Annotated in this window: 22 protein-coding genes; 5 read left to right on the forward strand and 17 right to left on the reverse strand. The window is 36.3% G+C overall.

From position 1 onward, the window contains the following. From ACFFHF_RS16610 to ACFFHF_RS16690, 17 genes are all read right to left on the reverse strand, one after another. Complete coding sequence (locus ACFFHF_RS16610; protein ID WP_377058627.1) at positions 1-3525, reverse strand: hypothetical protein; 3525 nt, start codon at positions 3523-3525, stop codon at positions 1-3. A 29-nt stretch (positions 3526-3554) separates the two neighbouring features. Continuing rightward, a complete protein-coding gene (locus tag ACFFHF_RS16615; RefSeq protein ID WP_377058628.1) occupies positions 3555-5642 on the reverse strand; it encodes a VirB4 family type IV secretion system protein in 2088 nt (695 codons plus the stop codon). Beyond that, the gene (locus tag ACFFHF_RS16620) at positions 5596-6501 is read right to left on the reverse strand and encodes a hypothetical protein (RefSeq protein ID WP_377058629.1); all 906 of its coding nucleotides are present in this window, start codon (positions 6499-6501) and stop codon (positions 5596-5598) included. The genes ACFFHF_RS16615 and ACFFHF_RS16620 overlap by 47 nt, the downstream gene beginning before the upstream one ends. A gap of 4 nt (positions 6502-6505) precedes the next feature. Then, a complete protein-coding gene (locus ACFFHF_RS16625; RefSeq protein WP_377058630.1) occupies positions 6506-6844 on the reverse strand; it encodes a PrgI family mobile element protein in 339 nt (112 codons plus the stop codon). Positions 6845-6938: 94 nt separating this feature from the next. Then, on the reverse strand, positions 6939-7310 hold the full coding sequence (locus ACFFHF_RS16630) for a hypothetical protein (protein ID WP_377058631.1): 372 nt from the start codon (positions 7308-7310) through the stop codon (positions 6939-6941). Positions 7311-7527: 217 nt separating this feature from the next. Further along, positions 7528-7758, reverse strand: coding sequence for a hypothetical protein (locus tag ACFFHF_RS16635; RefSeq protein WP_377058632.1), 231 nt, complete (start codon positions 7756-7758; stop codon positions 7528-7530). A gap of 53 nt (positions 7759-7811) precedes the next feature. Next, on the reverse strand, positions 7812-8045 hold the full coding sequence (locus ACFFHF_RS16640; protein WP_377058633.1) for a hypothetical protein: 234 nt from the start codon (positions 8043-8045) through the stop codon (positions 7812-7814). 112 nt (positions 8046-8157) lie between these two features. Further along, complete coding sequence (locus ACFFHF_RS16645) at positions 8158-8643, reverse strand: hypothetical protein (RefSeq protein WP_377058634.1); 486 nt, start codon at positions 8641-8643, stop codon at positions 8158-8160. A 168-nt stretch (positions 8644-8811) separates the two neighbouring features. Then, positions 8812-9297, reverse strand: coding sequence for a hypothetical protein (locus ACFFHF_RS16650; RefSeq protein WP_377058635.1), 486 nt, complete (start codon positions 9295-9297; stop codon positions 8812-8814). Between the two features lie 17 nt (positions 9298-9314). Further along, a complete protein-coding gene (locus ACFFHF_RS16655; protein WP_377058636.1) occupies positions 9315-9872 on the reverse strand; it encodes a DUF6036 family nucleotidyltransferase in 558 nt (185 codons plus the stop codon). 66 nt (positions 9873-9938) lie between these two features. Next, positions 9939-10142 carry a hypothetical protein gene (locus ACFFHF_RS16660; protein WP_377058637.1) on the reverse strand — a complete coding sequence of 68 codons (204 nt, stop codon included), beginning with the start codon at positions 10140-10142 and terminating at the stop codon, positions 9939-9941. A 67-nt stretch (positions 10143-10209) separates the two neighbouring features. After that, positions 10210-10545 (reverse strand): hypothetical protein, encoded by a 336-nt coding sequence (locus ACFFHF_RS16665; protein ID WP_377058638.1) that lies wholly within the window; start codon positions 10543-10545, stop codon positions 10210-10212. Between the two features lie 142 nt (positions 10546-10687). Next, positions 10688-11950 (reverse strand): DUF3854 domain-containing protein, encoded by a 1263-nt coding sequence (locus tag ACFFHF_RS16670; RefSeq protein WP_377058639.1) that lies wholly within the window; start codon positions 11948-11950, stop codon positions 10688-10690. Positions 11951-11982: 32 nt separating this feature from the next. After that, the gene (locus ACFFHF_RS16675) at positions 11983-12276 is read right to left on the reverse strand and encodes a DUF4258 domain-containing protein (protein ID WP_340902116.1); all 294 of its coding nucleotides are present in this window, start codon (positions 12274-12276) and stop codon (positions 11983-11985) included. A gap of 196 nt (positions 12277-12472) precedes the next feature. After that, positions 12473-14005, reverse strand: a complete 1533-nt coding sequence (locus ACFFHF_RS16680) for a hypothetical protein (protein WP_160549282.1) — start codon at positions 14003-14005, stop codon at positions 12473-12475. Beyond that, positions 13977-14222, reverse strand: coding sequence for a helix-turn-helix domain-containing protein (locus tag ACFFHF_RS16685; RefSeq protein WP_160549281.1), 246 nt, complete (start codon positions 14220-14222; stop codon positions 13977-13979). Before ACFFHF_RS16685 ends, ACFFHF_RS16680 begins: the two co-directional genes overlap by 29 nt. 164 nt (positions 14223-14386) lie before the next feature. Next, a complete protein-coding gene (locus ACFFHF_RS16690; RefSeq protein ID WP_160549280.1) occupies positions 14387-14800 on the reverse strand; it encodes a hypothetical protein in 414 nt (137 codons plus the stop codon). Between the two features lie 828 nt (positions 14801-15628). Between ACFFHF_RS16690 and ACFFHF_RS16695 the strand changes: the two genes are divergently transcribed. The 5 genes from ACFFHF_RS16695 to ACFFHF_RS16715 all read left to right on the forward strand — a co-directional run bounded on the left by ACFFHF_RS16695 (position 15629) and on the right by ACFFHF_RS16715 (position 19522). Beyond that, positions 15629-16672 (forward strand): Rad52/Rad22 family DNA repair protein, encoded by a 1044-nt coding sequence (locus ACFFHF_RS16695; RefSeq protein ID WP_377058640.1) that lies wholly within the window; start codon positions 15629-15631, stop codon positions 16670-16672. 93 nt (positions 16673-16765) lie between these two features. Then, positions 16766-17893, forward strand: coding sequence for a DNA polymerase III subunit beta (gene dnaN, locus ACFFHF_RS16700; RefSeq protein WP_160549278.1), 1128 nt, complete (start codon positions 16766-16768; stop codon positions 17891-17893). Between the two features lie 73 nt (positions 17894-17966). After that, positions 17967-18296: a hypothetical protein gene (locus ACFFHF_RS16705; RefSeq protein ID WP_160549277.1), complete on the forward strand. Its 330-nt coding sequence runs from the start codon at positions 17967-17969 to the stop codon at positions 18294-18296. A 7-nt stretch (positions 18297-18303) separates the two neighbouring features. Next, positions 18304-18831: a hypothetical protein gene (locus ACFFHF_RS16710; protein WP_160549276.1), complete on the forward strand. Its 528-nt coding sequence runs from the start codon at positions 18304-18306 to the stop codon at positions 18829-18831. Continuing rightward, positions 18815-19522, forward strand: a complete 708-nt coding sequence (locus tag ACFFHF_RS16715) for a hypothetical protein (RefSeq protein ID WP_160549275.1) — start codon at positions 18815-18817, stop codon at positions 19520-19522. The genes ACFFHF_RS16710 and ACFFHF_RS16715 overlap by 17 nt, the downstream gene beginning before the upstream one ends. The last annotated feature ends 198 nt before the right edge of the window (positions 19523-19720 follow it).

Raw genomic sequence — 19720 nt, forward strand, 5'->3', positions numbered from 1 at the left:
TCACCCCTTTAAAGATTCAGTGAAGGACTTATTTCTAAACTTTTCATTTAGTTGTCTAGTCATATTACGTTTGTTAGGTTTTGTACGAGGTAGAAGATTATTAACGTTATAGATATCATCTACTTCCGTTGTGCTAGTATATGATTCATTTTGAGTCACAACCAAGCGTTTCGTACTAGCAATGGTTTCACAAGGACGTTGTACAACCTCATTTACTGTTAGACGTGCATCACCACGTCCATAAGGAGAAATACGATATTCTTGTCCATCCTTTTTACCAACTAAATAGCTTCGGTTGCGATCTACTACCATTCGAATATCTGACATTTCAGCAACCGCTTGCTGTTGAGTATATTGACCGTTATCTACCAATTGGTTGTAACTTTGAACTTCTTGAACCACTCTAGGATTCTTAGGAGTATTACGGTTAGCAATTATTCTATTAGGATTTACATTAATTGAACGGTTAAGTGTAAGTCTGCCACCGCCACTATCCTCTTTATAAACATTAGAAGCGGAAGTGAACTGTCCATCTTGAATACTTAAATCTTGAAAAATGGTTTCCCCTTTTGCTAATGAAGAATCCCCAGAAGCGATACGTGAAACAGTTTGGATATTTCCTGTTTTATCTCTAACTTGAATGACTGATTGACCTCTAGTTGTCACCATACGGATTGCGCCGGACGCAATTTGCTCTTGTCCTTTAGGACCGACCATTTGCACCATTTGTTGGATTTCAGATATCTCTTTCACTTGGTCATTTACTAGGTTGTCATAAGGCGTTCTTGAAGTTGCCCCCATTTTATAACCTCGAACTCCACCAGCAACACCACTAAGATAAGCATTTGCATTTCTAAAGTTGGCTTGCTTTTCAACCACATTCTCAGGCACATGAGCCTTATAGTGACTTACAAAAGATTTCCCCATTGCACCAACTGTTTTTACTCCCGTTGTCATAATACTTTCTGATGTACCTCTGTTACTCCAAGCTTCCTTAACACCTAGAACCGATCCGATCGCACCAGCAGCAAATTTCGTATCACTTACAAATTGCGTGGCAGGTGTAATTCCTGAAAACTCACCAACAAATGCAGTAGTTCCAGCACCGAGGCCACTTAATCCTTTTACTACTTTGTTCCCGTTTAAAACTTTGTGGTCTAGTGGGATATGTCTTGGTAAACCTCCATCACTAGGAGCTTTTGTCATCAGACTACTAAACTGTTTTGCAAATGTTTCTGGAGCACCTTGCGTATCCCATTGTTGAAGCGCCTGAGTTTCGTTGATTCCATGTGATCTAGCATTTTGTAAATATGAAGCTTTTAAGCTTTGAGTTTTCATTCCAGCTAAATGTGATGCAACAAAGTCAGTATTTACCGACTTACCAGAATACAATGAGGCATTTTGTACTCCACTTGTTGCCCCTTTTACAGCTAATAAACCTTCTCTAGCTCCTTTACCAATAACTGATCCTACTTGATTACCAACCTCATTAATAAATTCTTCTTTATTAACCAGTAATGATTCAGAGGCAGGACCAAGTTTGTTACTTGGCATAGAGGAAACTGTTTTAGATATAGAAATTTTCTTTTCTTGTACAGCTTTATCCCATGCTGAGTTTCTATTGGCAGTATGAGTTTGTATATCTTTATCTGTAGCGTTAGGTGGTAAAGGATTCGAAGTGTCATAATCTTTCATAAACCCTTCTTTGTTATCCCTTGCCCAATCATTTGTAAGACTATTTACCGTTGAAGCTAAATCTTTAGCTTTTGCACTTGAAGCACCAAGACCTACTTTTCCAATTGCATTTGTGGCAATAGCTCCTATTGCATTCTTTTTCTCTTGAACAGCCTTATCCCATGCCATGTTTTTGTTTTGATTGTGCTTTTGGATATCAGCATCGGTCGCATTCATAGGTAATGGATTGGAAGCATCATAATCTTTCATGAACGCATCTTTATTATTTTTCGCCCAATCATTCGTTAAGTTATTAACGGTTGAATCCATTAAATCAGAAGCCTTAGCTACTTTTCCGCTTGTTGACTTCATTTCTCCAACAGTGTTACGGGCATCTTTTAAGAATTCGGATTTCTTACCAGCTACTTCCTTATCCCACATTTTGTTAAGGGCATGGTCGTCAGCATCTGGGAATCGTTCCTTTAAGCCTTTCATGAAGCTTTCTTTATTATCTGTAGCCCAAGCATTTGCTTCATTATCTGCAAGTGTATTGGCTAGTTTTTCATCAGCTAACTTTTCACCATTCATAACACCTTTAAATTTATCTGCAAAGGCACTACCACCCGCTTTTAAACGATTAGCCACTCCTTCAATTCCAGCCATACCTGAACGTCCGGCTAGGCCACCAACAATTCCACCGCCAGCAAACCCAATTTGACCTAAAGCAGCGGAACCCATTGGACCCATTGGTGAACCAGCCACTGCACCTGCCATCCCAAATACAGCCTTCCCCATTTTAGAGGTAACTTCTCCGGACTTTAACATTCTTTCTGCACGAGCAGTAGAACCAGTATCTGTTCCAGCTCCAGCCAAGACCCCTTTCGGATTATCGCTTTCTTCTTTTGAGTCTGCCCCTTTACCAGTTGCTTTTTCTATTCCTTGCCCTAATCCTTTTCTTACTGCTTGAGAGAATGAATCCCCGTTTAAAGCACCTTTAGCAGAGGCATACATACCCATAATTGCGGAACCGCCCATCATTGCTGCAGCTCTGCTCAGGTTATTGTTCATTTGACCGCCTAAACCAATTAATGAACGAATACTTTCTGTTATCGGTATGAAAATGATATATAGAATCACACTGCTAAGACCAAAATCATCTTTTGCTACTGCGGTTACCACCCAATATGTAAAAGCATGGATAGACTGCACTAGAACGGTACCAGTAAACTCTTTAAATACTCCTACTGTAATTGCTTTCGTTTGTGGAATTAAATAGAGAGCAACCGCTACAGGTGATACGATCATCAATAGCATGATGGTTAATGACCTCATCATATAGAAGAAATTTGCCCATATCCAAAGCCCTAATAGAACAAGTCCTATAAGTATTCCACCAATTGGTCCTTTATCTAAAAAGGTATCAACCTTTCCTAACGTATCACCGTCTATCATCTCTTTGGCACTTGCAAATCCATTTATAAACATCGAATTGACAGCGAAGATCAATTCAAATATAGTGCTAAGATTAAAGAATAATAGAGCTACAATTATAAAATCTTTGAAATATTCCAAAACGCTTGTGCGGTTGGACGGATTAATTCCTGATGAAGAGATCCTCATTCCCGCTATAATAATAGAAATAAGGATGATTCCAACTGCAAGTGATTGCATAATAGCCATCCCTTGTGCAACAACACCAAACTGATTCTCGTCGAATATTCCATAATATTTGTCATTGTTTTCGTAAATTAACGTATGAAGAGAATCGAGGTCCCCTTTAAAGGGGGCATAAATCCATCCCCACATCTTTTCAAATAAAATTTTAAAGAGTTCTAATATTTTATCTTGCATGACTTCACCCCTCTTTCTCTAAGAAATTATTATCTTTGTTCTAACTGCTTTCTACGTTGCATTTGTTCTTCATAAACCGCTTGGTTAGATTCAATGAAGAATAACTCTTCCTTACTTGGGTTGGTTTGTAACCATACAGAACTTTTACCCATACGGAGGATTCCTTCACCTTTATCTGGATTACCGAACAGGATATTGAGTTCACCCGCTGAAAGATCGAAGTTCTCTTGAATAGCCTTTAAGTCAATTTTGTTTTGTTGTAAGAATAGATAAGCATGTGTGTTTTGTAAGATACCACGAGCTTTAGAATTAGTTACAAAGCGTACAAAGTCCTGAGAGGCTAAGCGTAAGCCTGCATTTCTTTTACGTGCTCTACGAGCCATCTTTTCTAGGAAACTAACAGTCTGGTCAGAGTCGATTAGCGTCCAGGCTTCATCGGCATAAACAAACTTCTTCTTCGTAGCATTATCAAGGTTCTTAACGAAATGCTCCCACAGATAGTTAAGTATTACGTGGTAGGCGATAGGGCGTAAGAATCCTTCCTCCATTTGGCTAATATTAAAGTTTACTAGTCTTGCATCATGAAGGGATTGGTTAACCCCTTTCCCCAGGTAGGTTTGTCCATCAAAAATTGGCTTCGAACCTGTACGTAGGAATGGTTTGATTGCTGCAAGTAGACGTAATGCTTTATCCTCTTTTTCATAGTGTTCTTTCAAATAGTCGTAAACGTCACTAATTGTTGGTTCTGGTTTTCTCACTCTAGATTGAATGAGCTGATTATCTACCTTAACTACTTCATTACTAAATAGTGAATCAGGATGTGAGGTTAGTTTTAACTTGTGAGTAAAGATGTATTGAATCGCTTCTTCTAGATAGTTTCTTTCAAATACATCGAGTCCACGATCTTCTGAATTTTTTCCACGGGCGATGATATCAAAGAAATCAAGAATGTCGTTCATTTTCTCTCTTAGTGGAACAAAACGAACATATTTCTTTCCTTCTTTCTCAACAATTTCACGTTCATCCGTATCTTCCAATAACTCTAATTCCTCGTCCTGTTCATCTAAAGGAATGTCGGTAAAGTTAATAGCAAGCGGGTTTATACAAATATCTTCTTCTTCCGAAATATTAAGATTAATACCTCCTAATCTCTTAGTTATTCGGACGAACTCACCCTCTGGATCTATTAATCTAGAATATATATTTGCTCCTGTAAGTTCCCTTGCAATTAAGAGCTTAAGAGTAACAGACTTACCACTACCTGAAACCCCAACAACGAACATGTTGTAGTTTTGTGGTCGATACTCTTCATTTCCAAAACTGGTAATGAACTCTAACTGACCAGTAATTTTGTTAATACCTAGAGGAATTCCCCCCATGTACTTACCACTACCACTAATGAAAGGAGAAAACGTTGATAAAGCTCTACGATCCATGTTACGGAGAGAATCCGGTAACTCATTCTTCCCAAAAGGAAGTACACTACGATAACCTTTCTTGATCCGTCCCCATGCTGTTGCTAAAGAGAAAAAGCTACTGCTCATTTCATCTTCAAGTGCTTCGCTATATCTATTAAGCTCTTTTTCACTTTGTGCATATAAAACACCCATCGTACTAACGTTGTACATATCGTTTTCACTAAACTGAATTTCACTCATTAACAAATCAGTGTCTCTAATTTTTGATTCCAAATCGTTAATCTGGTCAATATTTCCTCTTTTTGTTTGGAATGTTAAGTTAGATTGCAACATGGTAATCTGACGTTGTAACGTTCGAATTGCATCGGTTTTTCCAACTTTGTGAATGTCAACTAGAATATCTACTTCTCCACTAGATGTAATCTTGTATAACCAGTTGGTTTGCATTTTACGAGGGTAGCCGTCTCTTGGTATGTAGAATGGGCGAAAGTATGTTTTTGTCCCTAACGACTGTTTAATAATCCCGTGATCCTCACTGTTAATCTTCAAACCTTCAGGAGAAATAATGTCCCACATTGAAGGTTTGGTATCCATTTGATAATCTGGTGTGTCTTCAATTTCTGTTTGTTTCTTCTTTTTATTTTTTGTTTCTTTAGATGGCTTGCTTTTCACTTGTTTCTTCTTTTTCGGTTCTTTCATATTCTTCGATTGCCTCCTTAACAGCTTCTATTCTTTCGTCGGTTTGGTCAGCAGTTATATACATGGCATTCTTTTCAGCTTCGATCATATCTTTGAATCGTTGCTTTACTGCTTTTTTTCTATTAAATGTGTGATACAACAACTCGTAAATTCCTTCAGTTGGAAGTAAAGAAACTTCTATCTCAGATTTTCTTAATTGATTCTTTGCCGCGTTATATCTTCTCATTAGCTCCGAGAAAGTTTTCTCTACAATCTTTTCATCCAATTCTTCTTTCGAATCAGCATTGACGTCAGCTGCATTTACCTTGTGAGTGAAAATTAAGTATCGCTTGGTTTCATACCTTGGTGTTTGTGTCTGCCATTCTATTAAGTCATTAATCATGGATTGCCCAAAACTCAGGGCTGCTTCATTTAAATCCTCAGAGTTCTTCATGCTTTCTGTCATATGTTTAATAGGTTCAGAGATATCGATGTATCGAGATTGTAATAAGCAACTGATCGGATAGTTAATGGACGCTAGGTAACTTTCAAATTCTTTATCAATTGCTTCTTGTTCGTCTTGGCTTTTCAAAAAGTAGTTAACTGGTTCAACCTCTGTGATTAGTGTAAAGGAGTTATCATGATAACGAATCATATGATTGGATATGTCTTTTACATTTTCAAATAGTTCTTCAAATAGTTGGGGCTCTTGTTCGATTTGAACTTCATGTTTTCTCTTTTTCTTTTTCTTCCCGGTTTGGGTTATTGTATTATCCGTTACTACTTTTTCTTTCCATGGTAGAATGGGTTCTTTCAACATCATCTTCCAAAACACATAGAAGATTATTGCTACAACCCCCATAATTAATAGGTCTCTCATCTTTTTATTTCACCATCCAGTCTTTAGGTTTACTTCCTTTTCTCCAAATCCCAATCTGTCCTTTATAACCAATTTTAATCATTACGTACTGGTCAAAATTCAAATGAAGTTTTTGTTTCTTCCAAAATGCGAAGATAAAAACTGCAATTAGTACAGGGAGTGCTGAAATGATTGAAGCAACACCACCGATAATAAAATTGGGGAATAATTTGAAGACCATAGGGACATATGCGTATAGGAGGGCTCCTCCTGCAACGATGTAAATCAGTTGCCTTTTAGAGATGAAGCCTAAAATGGTTTTTTGCTCGGAGGACATGTCAATTGGTACTGTTTCTTTTCTCACGGTTACACCTACTTTTAATAAAATGTACCCCTCTAAAATTGAGGACTTAGAGGGGTAGAGATTAAAATTATTCGTTTATTTTATGAATATTTTCTTAAGAACCGAATCCAGCAAACCAACCAGCTATAGTTGTTGCTTTAACGATTATGAAGATTCCTAGTCCAGCCATTAGGATACCAACAAACCCTTGAGTACGCGCTTGAGGATTTCCACCTTGTGCTGCTGAAAGTTTCATACCTGCGAAGATTAAGCATCCGATTACCCAGAAACCACCAACCGCTGTTACGAAGTAAACGATGTTAGCAAGATCCGTATAAATCTTACTGTTCTTTAAATCCCCTTGTGGTGTAATTCCTGATTTTTTCCAAGCCGCTGCCGCTTCCTCTGGTGAGAAAAGTATTAATGCAAATGCAAATATTGCGGTCATCGTTAGGAAAGGTAAGAACTTTTTCAAAGTCTTTTTCAATTCCTGTCACCTCCTATAGATGTATAAAGAGCAACAAAAAAAGCCCCGAAGAAACTATCAGAAAAGAATGCAAAAATGCACCTTTCTCATAGGTCTTCGGGGCTCTCCCGTTACTATTTATGTAATATAGGTATATCTTAATTTAAATACTTTACATGGTCAATACTTTTATCACACTTTTATTTCCTTATTTTTAGAAATTTAAGGGTAAATATTCTTACATAGCATTTTCTAACAATAGTCTATTTGCTACGCCACCTATATACATCTCAACCGCTTTTTTATCATCTTTAAAGCCGTGTTCTTCAATTTTATCGATAATGTTCTGTCCTGTTCCTCGATCCTCAATAACTCCTAGGAATCTATTGAGTGTAAAACTACGGCCCATTGGTGGTGTAATAATAGCATCTCTTTCTAATCCGCAAGCTTCTAGGTATTTATCTAACATTTAACTCCCTCCTAATAAATCTATTTTATAGAGGAAATGAATGGTTTATACATCTACATCGCATTTATTAATACATACCTTTCACCAATACCGGATAAGTAGGTCTCCAATAGTTTTTTATCATTTCTAAAAGGCAATATTTCTAATGTACTAATTAACGTTTGTGCTTTCCCTTTGTTTTCTACGGTTGTTACCAGTCTTTCAATAGAAAAGGTACGTCCTGTCATAGGGGAAGTTAATACAGTGTTTTTATCTATACCGCGCGTCTCTAAATACCTTTTTAGCATGCTCTCACTCTCCGAAACTATTTTTATACCTTTAGTATTGTCAGTTTTATAGAATTTATACTTGGGATTAATGTTCTAAGAAAAAATAAAAAAGCCTGCACTAGGCAAGGCTCTACTCAAACTTTTTAAGAACATCTTCTTCTACATTTAATTGGAATACATGACTGCAAGACAAGCATTTAGCTTTAATAAAACCGTTTTTCCTCTGTTCAGCTATTTCTTCATTACGTAATACGTTAGAATGGAGATGATTACACTTTGGACAATTATACTTAAGCTTTAAGATTCCATCATTCTTTTTGAAAAACTCCAAATAGATTGTTGCTATTAAAACTCCAATTCCGGCATAAATATTTATAAAAAATACGATAATAGTAATAGCAATGGAAATGATAAATAATACTTTGCTTTTGTGATAAATTAGATTATTTCCGTTCACAACAAGTGTATTCCTTGATTCTAATTCAGCAAATATTTTTTTCTTTTCCTCTGGAGATAATGAGTCCAATCGTTTTCTCTCGGCTTCTTCCTCAATTTGTCTTAAACGTTCTTTCTCTTCCTCGTAAATCTTATACTTTTCCTCTTTTGTGAGCTCCATTAAACCCACCCCTTTTTAACTAATCTTACCATAATACAAACTAGATATAGATAAGTCAAAATCTTAAAGACGATATTTTAACAACCGGAGTATATTCAATAAATACAAATAAAAAAGAGACACGCTCAAAAGCATGCCTCATAGTATTAAGATTGTTCTATACATTTTTTAATGTAAATTTTCTTTTGAAACAAATAATTTGTTAAAGTTAACATTCATTAGTCTATCTTCAACTGACTTTCGTCTTTCTTCAGATAGTGAATCAGATAACTTTACCCCTCTAACCAAACTTTGAAGAAGCTTGGCCATTTCCTCCGATGTATCATTTCTGTTTACTAACACGTATGTTTTCCCACCTGGAAAGTACGTTTCTTTTAATTGCTTAGCCAGTAAAGAAGCTTCCGAGTTAGAGTTTTCTAACTTAACTAGTGCTTTCTTTAACTGAGTTTGCAAAGAAGATACATCCTTATTTTCTTGGGTTAACTCCATCCATTTGTCACGTTCATAAAACAAAGCATAAAGAGGAGTAACATTTCTTACTCTTCGATCGAATTTAGATTGGCTGAGTAATTTCTCAAGTGTTGGTTCTACCATTCCCGACAAGAAGGTAGTTTGCTTATAGACAGCTTCTTTTACTTTATCTGTTAGAGACATGGTAGTAACCTCCTTTATTAATTAACCTTTTTGGCTTTAAATTCTTCCCTAGATAGTAGAATGTCGTCTAGATCATTATATCTATGTTCGAATAATGAATACGATTTTAATTCTAACCACATATCCCTTAATTCATCTATATTTACTTGATCTAACAAGTCCGAACGTATTAAATCAATTGCATCCTTTGCTCCCCTAGTAGAGAAGAGTTTCGATATAATTAAATCATACGCGCTAGCCACAAAAACTTCAATATGTTGAAAGTCTATATCTAAACGTTCCATTCTCTGAATGAAATCCTCTTTTGGAGGCATTTCTAGAATACGTTGGATATTTGTATTGATATCTAACTCATTTAGCATTACTTCAATCTCAGCATACCCTTTCTCTTCTAACATGTATACATCGATATCGCTCGTTGGTCTGAAAGGAGTACGTAATAGGAAAGCAGCTCCTCCAAATATCACAAAACGAACCTTATCCCTAAGAGATATTAATCCAATATTGTCATCAAGTATCAATAAGCGTCTAATAATGTCCTCTTGACTTTCGATTACCACGTAGTTTTTATTCATATTTGATCTCCTCTTCTTAATCCTAATATATTTATTGAAAGGCTTGATTTACAGGCCTTTGCTTTCTTACCCTGCATAACAACCGCCATTAGAGATAACTATCCCTTTTTCATCAAAATTATTTTCATCGTTGTGATAGACCAAATCCTTGTGTGCTTGCACATGAGTAGTCACTTGGATAGCTCCTTCGAATTCAAACTCTCTTGAATCTATGATGATTTGCTCTCTAGCGGTATGTTTTGCTGATTTTGATAACTCTGAATATCTCAATAATTTTCCTCCTTTGTTTTATAAGCAAAAGAGACTTTGGATTGTCCCAAAGTCCCTTGATACTTAGCTATTTCATTACACCATCAACATGGTTCATTGCCTCTTCAGCTGTAGAGAAAACTAAACGTTCCTCACCATCTTCCTCTAGGGGTACATATTCGCCATCGAAAAAAGGATAAAAAACGCCTATAACCCAACCATCTCCATCGGGATTTTCCAACACATGGTACTTGGGTACTTTATCACCTAAATAAACAATTGTGAGATGATAACTAAAATAACTATCATCACTTTGCACCCAAGTTGCATCTAAAACACAAGTAGTACAAAACCAATTACCTAATGTATCTAACTCCATATCGATGTTTTCACCACATACTGAACAAACGGGTATGATATTCATTCAAATTCCTCCTAAATAGCCTTAATAAAGAAAAAAAGCCCTTTACCACAAAGCAGCGTAAAAGACTTTAATTTCCCCAATGTATTTACTTATTTAAAAAAAGAAAGCCTACCTCTAAGCAAGACTTTCTAATTTCACATTTTTAGAACATTTTCTTCATATGCGGTATTTTATCCCCGGCCAGAAGAAAGTCATCTATTCCTTTCCCTTCATTCTCATTCCATAAGATTAAGTTACCTTTGAAACCTTGAAGCTTTAATTCCTTGGCACATTCCATTAAATGTTTCTTAACTTGTGGATTTGAAACAGCGTCAGCATCGAAACATAGGTTTACTTGCTCTACTCCCATTTCTTTTAATACAGGAATAGCCAAGCGCCACGCTCCAACACCCGGTAGTGCTAAGAAGGTATCTCCAATATCTTCGATTTCAAGCGGATCATATAGCTTTTCAATACAATCGGCTGCTATGTCACACTTTAAAGGACCTTCAGATAACCAAGCGGTACGAGTCTTAAGTAATTCTCCCTCTTTCCAGTTCTTTAGCTTTTTGGTCGGAACAGCAACATGGATCGGTGCAGGATTTCCTGAACCTGTTCCATGAGGCTTATTAGCTGATGAAAGCCAAAAGTATCTGTTCCCTTTGACTACACGAACCCAACCTTTCATTTCACCATTATGATAGATGGTTGTCCATTTCTTACCTAGTTCAATAAACTGTTCTGAAATGATTTCTCCTTCGAAAAGTACCTGCACCTTATTTGGTTGCTCAAGTATACGTGCTTTTAATCCAGGACCATTTAATTTCACTTCAACGACATTAGGAGGGTTATCAATACGGTATTGAAACCCTACAATTTCATTGAAATGGTTACGAAATGGAATTAAAATCCCTTTAGTACCTGCAATGGTCCAGTATTTTTCGTCCTTCAGATAAAAGCCGGGAACACCTTTGAAGTGATCTATTTCTAATCCTTCTTGAAGTATACGAGCAATTTCCCACGGTCTTTCTGGAAAACTACGATACTGTCTTACATTGACTTGCATATCTGATAATTGTCTTTCGGAAGATACTAAATGTTTATAGTGCCCTTCTTCTAACTCTAGACAATCCAACAAAGAACGAAATACACAATTAAGTACATTGTTCGTTTGTTTGGAATGTCCTATATTGATTGGTTCTACCTCATTTTTATCAATCTTTTTCCTTTTTTCGCCCTTAAGATAATGTAAATAGCTCGGTAAAGCAGAGTTCTTTGAGAAGTAAGTGTTACTTTCTATACGGATGCAAGCAACCGCTGAACCATCTACATTCACCATGCAACCACCGGTTTTACCACATATCACACACGGAGTGCGATAGTATTCATACCAGTCATCAACTCTTGTTTTTCTAAATAGTTTCATAAATACCTCAGCCCTTATTAAAGTTTTCTAGTTTAAATACAGTCCTTGAAACGGAAATGATCAATAGGCGGCATGACCGTTACTAATTTGTAGGAGAGAGAAGATTCCTTTGCTACGACAATAACAATCGGATTGTTATCTTTGTCTCTACCTGCTATGACCACTTTGTTTACTCCTTGTCGTTCTACTATTTCACCTGTGAAGATCGCAGAAACAATGTCCCCTTTGGAATACCCACGTTTGTGTAAACGTTCTTTGGTGTGATTTCCAATACTAATCGTACCTTTGCCTGTCATTAAGACTTTTTTTAGCTCTTTCAAGTTCATTCCATTCACCTCCAGTGGATTAAATAAAAAAAGCGACCCCTGGGAAGAAGTAAAATGAGAGCACCTCAAAGAAAGCTCTGTTTACCCCGACCCAAAGATCGCTAGTTTAATAGTAACCGCTAACCCAAGCAAAAAAAGTGGGTTGCAAAAAATTAAAAAAGAAAAAAATAGATTACTATCATTCTAGCACCATCATTTAGTTTGAATCAATACTACCCATTAACTTTCTTTTTACCTTTAACCAGAAGCTAGCTTTGTACTTCACTTCTAATTCTTCTCCAATTAACTCTTTAGCTAGTTGATGAAAGGCAGGTTCCATTTTCCTAAATGCTACTAAATTATCAATCAGGGGCTTTTTTTCGTGTTTATTGGACAGAACTAAATCCCACATAGAGGGAAGAACACCAATGAGCGGTAAGTTGAATTTTTCAGCAACATCTTTAGGACGGCTTTTGGTCGGATGTGAACGGCTATGGATGAGCTTTATAGGTAATTGATATTTACCAATAAGTGTGTTGGTAATGAAATCGCTCCACTCCAGCTGTCTGTCAAAATCATCGTCTACAAAGACCCATAATTCGTCTAAATGGGGAAGAGAATCAAGTGTTGCTGCATCCATTTTTCCTGTAGGAAGATCAACCATAACAAATTTGGTGCGTTTAACAGCTAGAAAGAAATTGTTTGTAAACTCTTTATTTCTTTTATAGGTTAAATCCTTCACTCCTAAGGGGAACCATCTAACCCCTCGATACATCCATAATGAGCGATTGTTTGGTTCTGTTGTTGTATGAAAGTTTTCTATGAATGACACCCAGTTATCAGGCTTTGAACCAAATCTTTCTAGGATTTTTAAATGGTGCTGATTCTCTTTAGGGACTTCTACTACTGCCACCGGAGCATCATATTGTTGAAGATATATAGCGAAATCAAAAAGAAAAGTGGTAACACCAGCTGATAAAGGAGCCCATAGGCCGACTGTTTTTTTATTTTTAAATGTGACAAGATCCATCGCTTCGCCCATTTTAAGAGCCTTTTCAATCTGGGATGGACTTTTTACTTTAGTTTCTGTAGGGCCTTCTACTTTGGGGACGAACGTTTCTTGCTTATTCTTTGTTATATCTTTATTGGACTGAACTTCTTCTTTTGATAATTCATCTTTATTATTCTCATTATCAACTTCTATATTGGATTCTTTTATTAAATGGTCATCACTGTTAGTGGTGGTAACAACTGACTGTATTTCTTCTGAAGTATTCTCTATCGCTGAATGTGTATTAGCTGTCTCGTCCGCTTCATTTTTTTCCTGTTTTGGATCCTCGTTCTTTTCCGATTCTTCTTTATCCACATCTTCTTTTTCTTGAGAGGCTTCTTTTTGATTACTAGGAAGGGAACCTTGTTTATCAAATTGAAGGCCAGAGAAGAGAGAAAGTCTAAATTCAACCACTAGATCATCGACACTTTTACACGTAAAGATATTAGGATTATTTACTTTTAATTGCCCTGATGAATCCAATAAGTACAATTTCCCCTTTAATTCGATATCATCTAATTTCTTCATATCTACGTAGCTACTGGTTGTTATAAATATAGAAAATGGGGATTGTAGCGTACTCATCACTTCATTTTTGGATTCCAGGTAGTTGAATTCCATACCAGGAAAGTTTTTTGTTATGACCCTATTTACTTCTTCCTTTTCTCTTTCAGAAATTGCTAAAAATATCTTTTTCATACATTTCTTTCTCCCGCTTCAAAAAATCATTGATTCGAGCTCTAAATTTATTGGTTATAAGGGTTTTCCCTCTCTCTACTTGACCTATGTAACTCGAACTTACTCCAACGGCTTGTGCAAATTGATATTGGGATAGGTTTAGTCGTTTTCGGAGGATGATTAACCTTTCTACATCATCTTCTATTTCAATTTCATTTAGTTTATCTACGGTTATCATAGGGGACTCCTTTCCGTGTAAATAAATAAAAAAAGACCGCTCAATTCCCCCCTTAAATAAAAGGAGGAATTGAGCGGTCATCGCTTTAGTTAATTAAATTATATAAGTATTATAGCATACCCTAAATAAAATTAAAGAGATAATTAAGGGAATACTATACCCAGTTACTTTGAAGCCTTTGTTTTAAAAGAGGATTCTTCCGAACAAGTTTTAATAAAATCAAGTAACTTTTTAGAAGATAAGTTTGCTAAGTCCTTCTCATAAATTGAGATCTCAATAGCATCGTAATGAGGTATAGGTTTCTCAGACTTTTTTATAAAGAATCCAGTCGTCTTACGTCCTTTAGATTTAACTGGTATATCTATAAATTCTAATAGTGTCTCTTCTGTATACCTACCGGGTACCGTATCTAAAACAATCCGTATTTTATCCTCGGTTACATCTACCTGTCCCCATTTTAGATCCCACTTGTTTTTGGGAGTAAACCCCCATTTCTTTTTCTCTGTTGTGGTAATATAGCAACCTTCAACTGATTGGATGGTCGATTTTATTAATCCAGATAAATGTATAGTTTCCAAGCAACATACCCACCTTTTTATCTAATGCATTTATAAATCATTCTTCAAAAATGCAAAAAAACCTTTATTTTTTGTACCATTATCTCATGTTTTTGTTAAAATTTAACTAAAAGTCTAAGGGGAATAGTATGTCCATAATTATTGAGATTGATAGAATTACTTCAGGTAAAAAGAATGTCATTTCTCTGTACCGAAACAATAAACAGATAAACATATCACCATTACTAGTAAAGTCCTCTTCAGAATCCTCAAATTACAATTACAGTCATCATTTTGACAAAGAAGACCTTATAACACTCAATAAGACTTTCCCTTCGTTTACGCAAAGGAAGATGACAGTAATATTAATGAGTGGACAGATAATATGCGAATAGCATTTCAAACCATTATTGAGAGTGGAGAATTTGGTGAGTATTTTAGCTCTCAAGGTGAAGAAAACGTAAAATTTATTTGGATTGGTAAATGAGCAACCTCTTGAAAGTAGTTGGATAGAACTGACTACTTCTTTTTATTCCCTCCATTGTATCTAAATTCTGCAGAGATAGGACCCAAGCAAAACTTCCTTCCCTTCTATTGTCTATTTGTAGAAACGAATGTATAATATCGGCATAACCTTTTTTTATTTTTTTGATTTTTTTGCAATCCTTTTATCGGATTAGCGGATTCTATTAAACTATTAGCAGCCTTTGGGTTGATGGAATACAAGAATAGGCATTTCTATGCTTATTTAAGTAGAACTATCAAACTCAAAGGCTTTTTTGCGTTTATTTAGCAAAGAAATCAATGAGGTGGACGAGGTTATCTAAAAAACTTTAAGGGGCTGTTTTTATGTTGAAGAAAGATTGTACGATGGAAGAAGTTATGGAGCATTTACAAGCGCCATTTCCTTCTACAGACATTGAGTGGAGAGTTAGTCGTAGCGGAATTTCTAACGGGAAACAGTGGGCAATGGTTTTAGCTTATGTTGATTCACGTGCCATTCAGAACCGTTTAGATGAAGTATTTGGACCCGCTGGCTGGCAAAATAAGTTCACTGATTTTAGAGAGGGTGTACTTTGTACGATCTCTTGTTATATTGATGGTGAATGGGTAAGCAAAACAGATGGTGCTGAACCAACTAAGTTTGAAAGTTTCAAAGGAGGACTTAGTGGGGCCATCAAACGTGCAGGAGCACTTTGGGGAATCGGAAGATATTTATACAATCTTACGGAAACCTTTGTTGATGTTTCACCTACTAAACTAACTGGTGGTACCTACATTAAAGACGATAAGTCAAAGGTACAAGGTTATTGGGTGCCTCCTAAACTTCCAGATTGGGCTTTACCAGAGAATGAAAGAGGAAAAGGCAGTCAGCCTTCTCGTTCTTCTCAGAATCAAAACTACGGTAATTCCCAAGCTCAGAAGCATCAAACAGGCAACCAATCTTCCAATCAAACCAAACAAAACCAGACGCAACCAAATAAAAAGCAGTCTGATGGATTTAACCGAAACAAGGTTTTAAATGATATTGATATGTTCTTGAAGAATACAGGTTTAATTAACAAACAAGATTGGATCATTCCATTGTTTAAACGTGTTAATCCTAATATTCAACAGAACAGCCTTTCAGAAGTCGGTAAACAAGCAACGGATCAAGAATTAATGGTTTATTACAATGTATTAAAGCCTGTTAATGATTTAACGCTGCTTGCTAACCACTTTAAAGTTTCAATGGAGGATGTACTTAAGAAATATGTACAAATGTTAGTTCCTACCGTAAAGATTGAGAATTTATTTTCTTGCTTTACTTATGTAACCATCGACATCGTGAAGGAAGTATCTGAAATGGTGAAAGAGGATTTACAGACAGGAGCATTACAAAGAATCGCTTAATAGCGGAGGTAGCACAAAGGAGAGCATTATTCTTCTTTGTGCTTTTTTATTTTATAAAACAAATAACTATACACATATTTGGAGGAATGAATCATGCAATTAAAAATCAACCCTACTGTACTTAGTGAAGCAATCAAGAAAGTAGAAAAGGTGGTTAAACCTAAACATGCTACACCTATCCTGCAAGGAATCTATATGGAAGCGACGAAGGAAGAACTTATTTTTGTTGGTTCTGACGCAAACGAAACGTTTCGATACTTAGTTCCAGTTGACGGTGAAAATGTAGATGTTATTCAACCTGGTAAGACGGTATTATCCAAGCAAATTACAGATGTGCTTAAGAAGTTAAAAAAGGAAATCACCATGATTTTAAATGGACAAATCCTTGCTATCACTTCTGCTCGTTCTAATTTTGATATGAATACCTTTGATCCAGAGGAGTACCCAAAGCTTCCTAGCTACGAGATTGACCAACCTACGTTTTCTTTGAAAGGTACCGAATTTCATAGTATCGCTAAGAAGACGATGTTTGCTGCTTCGGAGTCAGAAACACGTCCTATTCTTACAGGTGTTTGTTTAGATATGAGCTCAGATTGTATGAACTTTGTCTCTACAGACTCACATCGGTTAGGAAAAGTTAAGACGACGTCTACTTCTGATAAAGAATTAAAAGTAGTCATACCTGCCAAGTCACTAGATAATTTGATCAAAACGTTCGACCTTTCAGTAGATGTTCATGTTTATTGTGAGTCGGATAGCCAGATTATTTTTAGAAATGGCCCATTGGTCTTTTATTGTCGTTTGTTGGAGGGGAATTATCCTGATACATCTCGCCTCATTCCTAGTGAGTTTAAATCAGAAATGAAAATAAACCGCAAAGTATTCTTGGAAGAGTTAGAGATTATTAAGGGAGTATCCTTATCTACGGATAACGGGAAAGGAGGAGTAGTTAAACTTCATGTAAATGGAGCTGCTACTATATCTTCCTATACCGCTCAAACAGGTAAAGGACAGTCAGTTGTTGAGTACGATAGCATTGAAGGAGAAGAGACAGAATACGATATCTCTTTCTCAGCTAAGTACTTAATTGATGCCCTAAAAGCGATTGATGATGATTTTGTCTATTTTAAGTATCAAGGGAATATGCGACCTTTCGTGGTAGCACCTTGTGAATCGACTGTAGATGAATTGCAATTGATCTTACCTGTAAGAACGTACTAAGGTAGAAAAACAAATATAACAAGTAAAGTGAGCGTTGCTATTTAGCACGCTCCTTTTCATTGGGAGGAATACGATGAGTACTTTTAATTTTGACCACTTTAACCGTGTTGTCGAAGAGAAAAAAGTTGAAGTGTTACATCAAAGAAGAGAGCAAAATTATATCTATATGGCCATTCAACAGAAATTGCCTATTAACGATATTGATTGGAGCGCCTTTGAGAGACCACATATTACAGATGTAATTGAGGAATTAGAAGAAGCCATTACAGATGAAAATGATGATGGTGAGATTAGTTTAGACCCCAATCACCCCTATACCCAAATGCTTATGCTTTCTAGCAAAATAAGTGGTTTAGAAGATGTTCATAAAGTAAGAGCGACATCTCCTTTTCCGTTTTTATAGGGGGTACATGATGGAGAACAGGGATGAACTATATCAGCTTCAGTATTCATTAAATACCTTAATGCTATTGAAAGTAGCATACGATGCGGGCATAAACATGGATGTCTTTTCAGATTACGCAATCGAGAATAGTTTAGATGATTACAATGATTTATCTATTTTTCTACGAGCAATCGATGAATTAGTGGATATCTTTGAAATTTACTCTAGCTACGACAAAAACGATGAGGAAGACATTAAATATTGGTGTAATGAGGCGGGTTACGATAATCGGTTGTACAGTACGACTAATGTTATCGTCCTAATGGATGATCGAATCAATCCGTTTGAACCAAGAGGTTTTGGTGGAGGATATAACGTCAATCAGTGGTACATGGGTTATGGAGAAATTGTCCATTTTGATAGGGGTATTCTTATCGTCTATGACGAAGAGGATGGTGCTGTTGATTGGGCGGACCCCCTTTGTATCATTTTTGAGGATATATTAGCAAAGAACCAGCTAGAGGAGAGTGAAAGTTATGAAATGGCAGTTTGAATTATCAGATTGTCCAACGAACACACATTATCCTATCGTGGCTTATCAAGTAAACGATAGTGGAGTTAAAAAAGGTCCGTTTCATATGGGTATTGAGGATTTCATCAAAGCTCTTAAATCACAACCTGAAAATTTATTAGATGCTGATGGAGCAAAAAGTGATGAAGTAAGTACCCCTGCCCTTCCAAGAGGAACTATTAGGTATTCAGCAAATGAATCTCGTTCCAAACAAAGGCTAACCATGGAGATTCCCCAGAAACAATGGGATATCCGTTATGGGAATGATATGAACGAATTCTTTACGATTGGTTTCCCACGAATGATTGTTCAATATCTAGTGACCACACATAGAGAAACACAAATCATTAGGGAAATGAGGATCTATGCTGCTCTTAATGATGGAAAGCCTATAACAGATGATACACAACTATATATATTCCCTTATCCAAACGTCGGGAAAAGTAACAGTATCGTTTGTTGGGGCCAAAACCAACGTTTAGAAATCCAGTCATTAGTTGAACTTGAGCATTCATTCCGTTGGTTTGTATCCGCTCCATTCAATGAAGATCACGGGGTTAGGACGACATTTGGAATTAGCAATTTTAGAAAACTCATAGATAAGATTGAGGACAAGCCTTTTGAGGATGAATGGCTTTTACCACTAAATAAAACTTATGGAGACTTATTTTAAAAATAAAAAATGATACTTAGAGGAGAGATTTTATTATGTCAAAGGTAAACTTAAAGCAAACGGATATGTTTTCAAGTGCGACACGTTCCTAACTGAAAAGGTTAGGCACTAACTATTACGTTAGTAGAACTATTATTCCAAGAAGTCAAATGAGTAGGTAACGCTACGAAGGGCTTCCTCTAATACTCCGACATGCAA

Origin of the sequence: Robertmurraya beringensis (assembly GCF_042433785.1) — a bacterium.
GTDB lineage: Bacteria > Bacillota > Bacilli > Bacillales > Cytobacillaceae > Robertmurraya_A > Robertmurraya_A beringensis.

What these genes read in the sequence shown, in the direction of transcription:
- ACFFHF_RS16610 (WP_377058627.1), bottom strand. Translation starts at nt 3,525, where the DNA reads ATGCAAGATAAAATATTAGAACTCTTTAAAATTTTATTTGAAAAGATG.
- ACFFHF_RS16615 (WP_377058628.1), bottom strand. Translation starts at nt 5,642, where the DNA reads ATGAAAGAACCGAAAAAGAAGAAACAAGTGAAAAGCAAGCCATCTAAA.
- ACFFHF_RS16620 (WP_377058629.1), bottom strand. Translation starts at nt 6,501, where the DNA reads ATGAGAGACCTATTAATTATGGGGGTTGTAGCAATAATCTTCTATGTG.
- ACFFHF_RS16635 (WP_377058632.1), bottom strand. Translation starts at nt 7,758, where the DNA reads ATGTTAGATAAATACCTAGAAGCTTGCGGATTAGAAAGAGATGCTATT.
- ACFFHF_RS16640 (WP_377058633.1), bottom strand. Translation starts at nt 8,045, where the DNA reads ATGCTAAAAAGGTATTTAGAGACGCGCGGTATAGATAAAAACACTGTA.
- ACFFHF_RS16645 (WP_377058634.1), bottom strand. Translation starts at nt 8,643, where the DNA reads ATGGAGCTCACAAAAGAGGAAAAGTATAAGATTTACGAGGAAGAGAAA.
- ACFFHF_RS16650 (WP_377058635.1), bottom strand. Translation starts at nt 9,297, where the DNA reads ATGTCTCTAACAGATAAAGTAAAAGAAGCTGTCTATAAGCAAACTACC.
- ACFFHF_RS16655 (WP_377058636.1), bottom strand. Translation starts at nt 9,872, where the DNA reads ATGAATAAAAACTACGTGGTAATCGAAAGTCAAGAGGACATTATTAGA.
- ACFFHF_RS16665 (WP_377058638.1), bottom strand. Translation starts at nt 10,545, where the DNA reads ATGAATATCATACCCGTTTGTTCAGTATGTGGTGAAAACATCGATATG.
- ACFFHF_RS16670 (WP_377058639.1), bottom strand. Translation starts at nt 11,950, where the DNA reads ATGAAACTATTTAGAAAAACAAGAGTTGATGACTGGTATGAATACTAT.
- ACFFHF_RS16675 (WP_340902116.1), bottom strand. Translation starts at nt 12,276, where the DNA reads ATGAACTTGAAAGAGCTAAAAAAAGTCTTAATGACAGGCAAAGGTACG.
- ACFFHF_RS16680 (WP_160549282.1), bottom strand. Translation starts at nt 14,005, where the DNA reads ATGAAAAAGATATTTTTAGCAATTTCTGAAAGAGAAAAGGAAGAAGTA.
- ACFFHF_RS16685 (WP_160549281.1), bottom strand. Translation starts at nt 14,222, where the DNA reads ATGATAACCGTAGATAAACTAAATGAAATTGAAATAGAAGATGATGTA.
- ACFFHF_RS16695 (WP_377058640.1), top strand. Translation starts at nt 15,629, where the DNA reads ATGTTGAAGAAAGATTGTACGATGGAAGAAGTTATGGAGCATTTACAA.
- dnaN (WP_160549278.1), top strand. Translation starts at nt 16,766, where the DNA reads ATGCAATTAAAAATCAACCCTACTGTACTTAGTGAAGCAATCAAGAAA.
- ACFFHF_RS16705 (WP_160549277.1), top strand. Translation starts at nt 17,967, where the DNA reads ATGAGTACTTTTAATTTTGACCACTTTAACCGTGTTGTCGAAGAGAAA.
- ACFFHF_RS16710 (WP_160549276.1), top strand. Translation starts at nt 18,304, where the DNA reads ATGATGGAGAACAGGGATGAACTATATCAGCTTCAGTATTCATTAAAT.
- ACFFHF_RS16715 (WP_160549275.1), top strand. Translation starts at nt 18,815, where the DNA reads ATGAAATGGCAGTTTGAATTATCAGATTGTCCAACGAACACACATTAT.